The sequence below is a fragment of the Nocardiopsis kunsanensis DSM 44524 genome (assembly GCF_000340965.1).
In the GTDB taxonomy this organism is placed as follows: Bacteria; Actinomycetota; Actinomycetes; order Streptosporangiales; family Streptosporangiaceae; genus Nocardiopsis; species Nocardiopsis kunsanensis.
Window position 1 is genome coordinate 278518 of sequence record NZ_ANAY01000011.1, and the last position, 7536, is coordinate 286053.

The 7536-nt window shown below is 70.0% G+C and carries 6 protein-coding genes; 3 read left to right on the top strand and 3 right to left on the bottom strand.

All coding sequences use genetic code 11. The annotated features are described in order from the left end of the window. Positions 1-12: 12 nt before the first annotated feature. Together D456_RS0109990 and D456_RS0109995 are read right to left on the bottom strand one after the other, a co-directional pair. Complete coding sequence (locus tag D456_RS0109990) at positions 13-252, bottom strand: hypothetical protein (RefSeq protein ID WP_040699010.1); 240 nt, start codon at positions 250-252, stop codon at positions 13-15. Continuing rightward, on the bottom strand, positions 245-1573 hold the full coding sequence (locus tag D456_RS0109995) for a PspC domain-containing protein (RefSeq protein ID WP_026115737.1): 1329 nt from the start codon (positions 1571-1573) through the stop codon (positions 245-247). Before D456_RS0109995 ends, D456_RS0109990 begins: the two co-directional genes overlap by 8 nt. 237 nt (positions 1574-1810) lie before the next feature. Here D456_RS0109995 and D456_RS0110000 point away from each other — a divergent pair, with 237 nt between their 5' ends. After that, on the top strand, positions 1811-3013 hold the full coding sequence (locus tag D456_RS0110000; RefSeq protein WP_017576038.1) for an ATP-binding protein: 1203 nt from the start codon (positions 1811-1813) through the stop codon (positions 3011-3013). Between the two features lie 67 nt (positions 3014-3080). Beyond that, the gene (locus D456_RS0110005) at positions 3081-3752 is read left to right on the top strand and encodes a response regulator (RefSeq protein WP_026115738.1); all 672 of its coding nucleotides are present in this window, start codon (positions 3081-3083) and stop codon (positions 3750-3752) included. 55 nt (positions 3753-3807) lie between these two features. On the opposite strand, the gene D456_RS0110010 is transcribed toward D456_RS0110005, so the two are convergent. After that, complete coding sequence (locus tag D456_RS0110010) at positions 3808-4737, bottom strand: nucleoside hydrolase (RefSeq protein ID WP_017576040.1); 930 nt, start codon at positions 4735-4737, stop codon at positions 3808-3810. 171 nt (positions 4738-4908) lie between these two features. On the opposite strand from D456_RS0110010, the gene pcrA reads away from it, so the two are divergent. Then, positions 4909-7227, top strand: a complete 2319-nt coding sequence (pcrA, locus tag D456_RS0110015) for a DNA helicase PcrA (RefSeq protein WP_017576041.1) — start codon at positions 4909-4911, stop codon at positions 7225-7227. Positions 7228-7536 lie beyond the last annotated feature (309 nt).

Sequence of the window (7536 nt, forward strand, 5' to 3'; positions counted from 1 at the left end):
CCGGGCCCGGAGTCAGTCCTCCGGCTCCGCCCTGCTCTCCGGCTCCGTGGCCACGCCGGTCTCGGCCGAAGCGGTGCGCCGCGACAACCGACGGGCCACCGCAGCCAGGAGAAGACCCACCACGAGCACCGGCAGCACCCACCACACGCTGAAGGACCAGTCACCGGTCCCACGCAGGACGAACGCCACCGCCAGGCCCACGAAGAGCAGCCCGGCGACCACCGATCCCCAGTCAGTTCCCCGATCAGCCATGCCGCACCTCCACGTGCCCGACGTATGAGTCGGTCCTCAGATTGATCACCGGCGGTTCGGCGCCGCTGTCGTCCGCCTCCTCGACGGGCTCGTAGACACGGTCGAACTCCACGCCGGCACCGGAGGGCCCCAGCTCCCCGCCCTCCTGGACGCTCCCGAGACCGACGCGTGCGGTGAGCGCCACCCGTGCGTGCTCGGGCAGGAGCACCTCGGTGTGCCCGTTGACGGAGATCTCCACGTCCACCGCATCACCCGGTTCCAGTTCGTGCAGCATCCGCAGGTCCATGACCCCGCTGCCCAACGTCACCCGGTGGTCGCCCTCCTCCAGCTCGGCGACGGTGCGGGGCTCCCACCTGGCGGACCCGACCCGGGCCAGGTCGGTCACCGACACCGTCGCAGCCAGCAGGGTCAGCAGCACCCCCAGGCACCACAGCCCGGACGTGTTGCCCCACCAGGCGCCCACGATCGCGAGGACCCCCACGAGGGCGAGCGCGCCCGCCGCGAAGAAGACCCCCGTATCGGGACCGATGAGCAACTGCGCGGTCTCCTTGCTCCAGAACACCGAGTCCCGACCGAAGAACAGCATCGGCGCGAGGAACACGGCCGCGAGCAACGACCACCACACGGCCGACACCATCGGGAACCCCTTCGGTCCCTGCTCCGGCTCGGTGCCCTTCTCCCGGCCCCCCGCCGGCTCTTCCTTCTCCTCGAGGGGCGAGCCGTGTCCGGAACGTTCCGAGACCACCGCGAGGTCGACCGGTCCGGCCGAGGCCGACGTCCACGGCTGGGCCGGGTTGTAGTAGGAAGGTGAAGGCCCGGGTACGGGCACCGACGGCGCGGGCTCGGCCCGGCTCATCTCCCCGCGAAGCCCCAGGAAGGTCGCCCGCAGGTCCACGCCCCGGTTGCGAGCCGAGAGCAGGCCGATGATGAGCGGGGTCGCCAGGACCATCGTGCCCCAGCCGAACCCGCCGACCAGACTCATCGCCGTCGCCAACGCCAACCCCAGCGCCAGCAGCTTGAGGACCGCAGCCGGCGGGAACGCCCGGTTCAGCATCTGCTCCAGGGTCGAGGGCCCGCCCCCGGCACCGCGCATGAGCATCCATGCCGCGATGTAGAGAAGGAGCCCCGCGGCTCCGGCGAACGCCGTCAGTACGAAGGCGGCCCGCCACACGACGGGGTCCACCCCCGTGTACGCGCCCAACCCCGAGCACACCCCCGTGAACCCATGGTCCTCGCCCTTGCGCAGCTCCGTCATGCGTCTGGTGGACGCACCCGGCGGATCCCCGCTCTCGGGCACCCCCGGCCCCGGGGTGTCAACCATGTCGCATCCTTTCCCAGCAGCACCGTCTTCCCTCGGTGGCACCGTCTCATCGTCGCGCAGCACCGCTCCCGCGCACATCGGGGACGACCCTGACCGTGTCCCTGACCTGCCCCACGACCCGACCAGGGCCGTGCCCCGATGACCGACGGTGCCCGAACCGTGCATTCTTGGGTGGCAGGCCCCGGTCCGTGCGGGACGCGCCGGACCAAGGACAACGACGGAAGCGGTGATCGGGCGGTGGCACAAGCGCCCACGGACACCCCGCGGTACACCCGCGCGGTGCACGGCAGACTCCTGGTGGGGGTGGCCTCCGGGATGGCCCGCCACCTCATGGTGGACCCTGTCGTGGTCCGGCTGGCGTTCATGGCCCTGTCCATCGGCGGTGTCGGTGTACCGGTCTACCTGGCCCTGTACTTCTTCGTGCCCGAGGAGGAGGCGGCGGAGGGTGAGGAAACAGGATCCGACCACCAGCGCAAGGGCCGCGAGGTCTCCCAGCTCATCGCCTACACCGCCCTGGCCCTCGGCCTCGGGCTCCTGTTCCTGTTGTTCGGAGGCGTCTTCGACCCGCTCCTGTGGTTCATGGTCTTCGGGGCCCTGGGCGCCGTCATCCTCTGGCAGCAGGCCAACCCCGCCCAACGCGACGAGTGGATGAGCACCGACGTCGTCCCGGTGGGGCGCAAGGCCCTCATGCGGGCCGTAACAGGTGTGCTCCTCATCGTCGTGGGCGTCATCGGCTTCCTCGTCTTCCAGGAGCAGCTCCAGAACGCCCGTGCCGGCCTGACCTTCGCCTTCACCATCATCGCCGGGATCGGTCTGGTCGCCGCACCCTGGATCATCGGCCTGGTGCGCGAACGCGACGAGGAACGCCGTGAACGCATCCGTAACGCCGAACGCGCCGAAATCGCCGCCCACATCCACGACTCCGTGCTGCACACCCTCACCATGATCCAGCGCCGCGCCGAGGACCCCCGTGAGGTCCAGCGCCTGGCCAGGGTCCAGGAACGGGCCCTGCGCAGCTGGCTCTACCAACGCCCCGCCGACGCCGAGACCACGGTGCGACCCGGTCTGGAACGGGTCGCCGCCGAGGTCGAGGAGGAGCACGGCGTGCCCATCGAGGTGGTGTGTGTGGGCGACTGCGACATCGACGACGGGCTGAGCGCCGTGCTCCGGGCCGCCCGCGAGGCCATGGTCAACGCCTCCAAGTACGCCGACACCGGGACCATCTCCGTCTTCGGCGAGGTCGAGGAGGAGGAAGTCCTGGTTTTCGTACGCGACCGCGGAGTCGGCTTCGATCTGGAGGAAATGCCCCAGGACCGTATGGGTGTGCGCGGCTCCATCCTCGGCCGTATGGAACGCCACGGCGGCACCGCCCGTGTGCGCACCGCTCCGGGGGAAGGCACCGAGGTCCAGCTCCGTATGCCCCGCATCCCGCAGTTCTGAACCCCGTGGCGACCGGAACCGGACAGCTGGGACCGTGTACCGCGCCCCTGTGGGTAGGGTCCGCAGTGTGGACGATGACAAGACCAGCTTCAGTGAAGGCGACGCGGTACCCCGTGTCGTGATCGTGGACGACCACCGCCTCTTCCGCAGCGGGGTACGCGGCGAACTCGGTGACGGGGTCGAGGTCGTCGGAGAGGCCGGCGACGTCGACGCAGCGGTGCACGTCATCGGGGAGGAACAGCCCGACCTGGTGCTCCTGGACGTCCATCTGCCCGGGGGCGGCGGGGTCGAGGTGCTACGACGGGTCCTGAGCAGGTACCCGCAGATCCGTTTCCTGGCCCTGTCGGTCTCCGACGCGGCCGAGGACGTCATCGGGATCGTGCGCGGAGGAGCCCGGGGCTACGTCACCAAGACCATCTCCGGCCGCGAACTCACCGACGCGATCGTGCGGGTCGCCGACGGCGACGCGGTCTTCTCGCCCCGTCTCGCCGGGTTCGTCCTCGACGCGTTCTCGGCGACCGACGCCCCGCCGGTCGACCCCGAACTGGACCGCCTCACCCAGCGCGAGCGCGAGGTCCTGCGCCACATCGCCCGGGGGTACGCCTACAAGGAGGTCGGCAAGGAGCTGTTCATCTCCGTCAAGACCGTGGAGACCCACGTCTCTTCGGTACTGCGCAAGCTCCAACTCTCCAACCGGCACGAACTCAGCCGGTGGGCGACCGCGCGCCGCCTGGTCTGAACCGGCCTCCGGATAAGGGGCGGGGCCTGGACGGGGCGCACGCTCCCGCCGCGCTTCACCGCAGGGCGTCGAGCATCCGGCGCAGGAACTCGGCCTCGGCCACCGACGTGACGATCCGAGCCGGCCGGCGATCGTCCCGGCTTGGCTGCGGACGCCGGTCGGCCACGGTCATACCGCGTGTCAGAGTGCCGGTGGTCTCCACCCGCAGCGGCGCCTCGAAGGCCCCCGTGACCAGGTGCGGATCGACCAGAACGGCCGCGGCCAGCGGATCGTGCATCGCGCACTGGCGCACGCCGAAGAGCTTGCTGTAGAAACCCGCGTAGAAGTCGAGGAAGGCCGAGGTGAGCCGGGCCTTCTCCCCGGGGGTTCCCGCCAGTTCCGCCAGCCACTCGGGGGAGGCGACCGTCTCCATCGTCACGTCCAGCGCGATGAGGTCCAGGTCGAACCCGGCGCCCAGGACGGTCTCGGCCGACTCCGGGTCGTTGACGATGTTGGCCTCCGCGTGCGGGCCGACGTTGCCCGGGACGCTGACCGCGCCGCCCATGACCACGAGCTTGCGCACCAGCGACGGCAGCTTCGGCTCCAGCCCCAGTGCGACCGCAAGGTTGGTGAGCGGCCCGACCGCGAGCACGTCCAGGCCCCCGGGGTTCTCCCGCGCCAACCGGACCAGGAGTTCGGGCGCCGACTCCGCCACGGGCTTGCGTGCCGGCTCGGGCAGCTCCACGTCGCCGAGGCCGTTCGCGCCGTGCACGTGCGGGGCCAGACGCGGCTCCTGCACGAGCGGACGCGAGGCGCCCACGGCCACCGGCACGTCGGGGCGCCCGTACAGTTCCAGCAGCCGCAGCGCGTTGTCGGCGGTGACCTCGACGGCGTTGTTGCCGAAGACCGCGCCGATCCCCGCGATCTCCACCTCCGGCCGGGCCGCCAAGTAGGCCAGCGCGACCGCGTCGTCGATCCCAGGATCACAGTCGACGAACACACGCATGGTGAAGGAACCCCCTGTAGAACACGTCTGTGGTCCCGCACAGGGACCCGGAACGAACCAGCCTAGAGCGGGCGCCGGAGCGGTTGTCACCGAGGTCCCGTCCTCCGCGCGCGCAACCGGCGGACGGCGCCCCGGGACCGAACGTCCCCGTGCGCCCGTAACCTGGGGGACGTGTCGTCCCAAGAGCAGCTTCTCGAAGGTCTGAACGGTCCCCAGCGCGACGCCGTCACGCACAGTGGTGGTCCACTTCTGATCGTGGCCGGTGCCGGTTCGGGCAAGACCCGTGTCCTCACCCACCGCATCGCCCACCTCATGGCCGAACGCGGGGTACGGCCCGGGGAGATCCTCGCGATCACGTTCACCAACAAGGCGGCGGCCGAGATGAAGGAACGCATCCAGGCCCTCCTCGGTGCCCGCGCAGCCAACACGATGTGGACGATGACCTTCCACGCCGCGTGTGTGCGCATCCTGCGCCGAGAGGGCCACCGCCTGGGGTACCCGAGCAGTTTCACCATTTACGACTCCGCCGACTCCCAGCGGCTCATGCAGCTCGTCTGCAAGGAGCTCGACCTGGACCCCAAGCGCTACCCGCCCCGTTCCTTCTCGGCGCAGGTGTCCAACCTCAAGAACGAGCTCATCGACTACGACACCTTCGCCGGTCAGGCCCAGAACGACCAGGAGAAGAAACTCGCCGAGGCCTACCGCCTCTACCAGACCCGCCTGCACCAGGCCGGCGCCGCCGACTTCGACGACCTCATCATGGTCACCGTCAACCTGCTGCAGATGTTTCCCGACGTCGCCGAGTACTACCGGCGCCGGTTCCGTCACGTGCTCGTCGACGAGTACCAGGACACCAACCACGCCCAGTACACGCTCGTGCGCGAACTCGTCGGCACCACCGAGGACCCCGACAGCAGCACCGTCACGCCCTCGGAACTGTGTGTCGTGGGCGACGCCGACCAGTCGATCTACGCCTTCCGCGGCGCAACGATCCGTAACATCCTGGAGTTCGAGCGCGACTTCCCCAGCGCGCGCACGATCCTGCTGGAGCAGAACTACCGGTCCACCCAGACGATCCTGTCGGCCGCCAACTCCGTCATCGAACGCAACGAGGGCCGGCCCCCGAAGAATCTGTGGTCACAACAGGGCGAGGGCACCCCGCTCGTCGGATACGTGGCCGACAACGAGCACGAGGAGGCCGCCTACGTCGCCGGTGAGATCGACCGGCTCACCGACGAGGGCGTGGTCACCCCGTCCCAGGTCGCGATCTTCTACCGCACCAACGCCCAGTCCCGGGTCTTCGAGGACGTCTTCATCCGCACCGGGCTGCCTTACAAGATCGTCGGCGGCGTGCGCTTCTACGAGCGCAAGGAGATCCGCGACGTCCTGGCCTACCTGCGGGTCCTGGCCAACGCCGAGGACACCGTGAGCCTGAGGCGCATCCTCAACGTGCCCAAGCGCGGCATCGGCGCACGCGCCGAGGAAGCGGTCGAACTCTTCGCCGCCCGGGAACGCACCACTTTCGCGCAGGCCCTGCGCCGCGTCGACGAGGCGCCCGGTATCGCCAAGCGTTCGGCCAACGCCGTCCGCGACTTCGTGGCCCTGCTCGACGAACTCGCCGCGATCGTGCCCGACAGTACCCCCGCCGAGGTCGTCGAGGCCGTACTGCACAGGACCGGCTACCTGTCCGAACTCACCGGGTCCAAGGACATCCAGGACGAGACACGGGTGGAGAACCTCGAGGAGTTCGTCGACGTCGCCCGCGAGTTCGAGAACACCTTCGCCGCGCTCGTGGAGGAGGAGCCACCCGAGGACGACGGGGAGGAAACCGTCACCGACCCGGGGGAGCCCACCCTCGTGGACTTCCTCGAACGCATCGCCCTGGTCGCCGACACCGACCAGATCCCGGAGGAGGACGACGAGGGCGGTGTGGTCACGCTGATGACCCTGCACGCCGCCAAGGGGCTGGAGTTCCCCGTCGTGTTCCTGACGGGGCTCGAGGACGGTGTCTTCCCGCACAACCGCACCCTCGGGGACAAGCAGCAGCTGGAGGAGGAACGCCGTCTGGCCTATGTGGGGCTCACCCGCGCCCAGCGGCTGCTCTACGTCAGTCGCGCCGCGGTGCGCAGCGCTTGGGGGACCCCCTCCTACAACCCGGCCTCGCGTTTCATCGACGAGATCCCTTCGCAGTACGTGGAGTGGAAGCGGGAGGGAGCCGCACTCGCCCCGCCGCCCAGCCGCGGCATCGGCGGCGGTTTCGGTTCCTCCGGCTTCGGTGGCGGACCGCGCGGCGGAGGCCGTTCGCGGGGCTCGGCGTCCCCGGCCCCGAGCCTGAGCGTGGGTGACCTCGTCAACCACGACTCCTTCGGGATGGGCCGGGTGGAGCTCGTCGAAGGCGGCGGGGACAAGACCAAGGCCCGTATCGACTTCGGGGCCGACATCGGGGAGAAGGACCTCATGGTCAAGTACGCCCCGATCCAGAAGCTCTGACCCGGGGCGGCCCGGCCCTGTACGGGTACGGCCGGCACGTCGCCGGTGGAAGAGAGCAGGGGCCGACGGGAATACCGAAGGGGAGGTCCCCGTTGCACCGGGTCCGGACGCTTCGTCACTCGTCGGAGGGCCGGCGTTGGCGGCCCCCGGGGACCGGGAGCCGGGCGTCCGCTCCGGTGTAGCCCACGCCACGGGCGGGTTCTCCCGAACCCGTCACGAGCACTCGGGCACGGGGGTACAGTAGAAGAAGACCGAGCGAGACGAACGCGGGGTTCCGCGGGCGTGCCGGTCCATCCTTTTCTTCCGGTT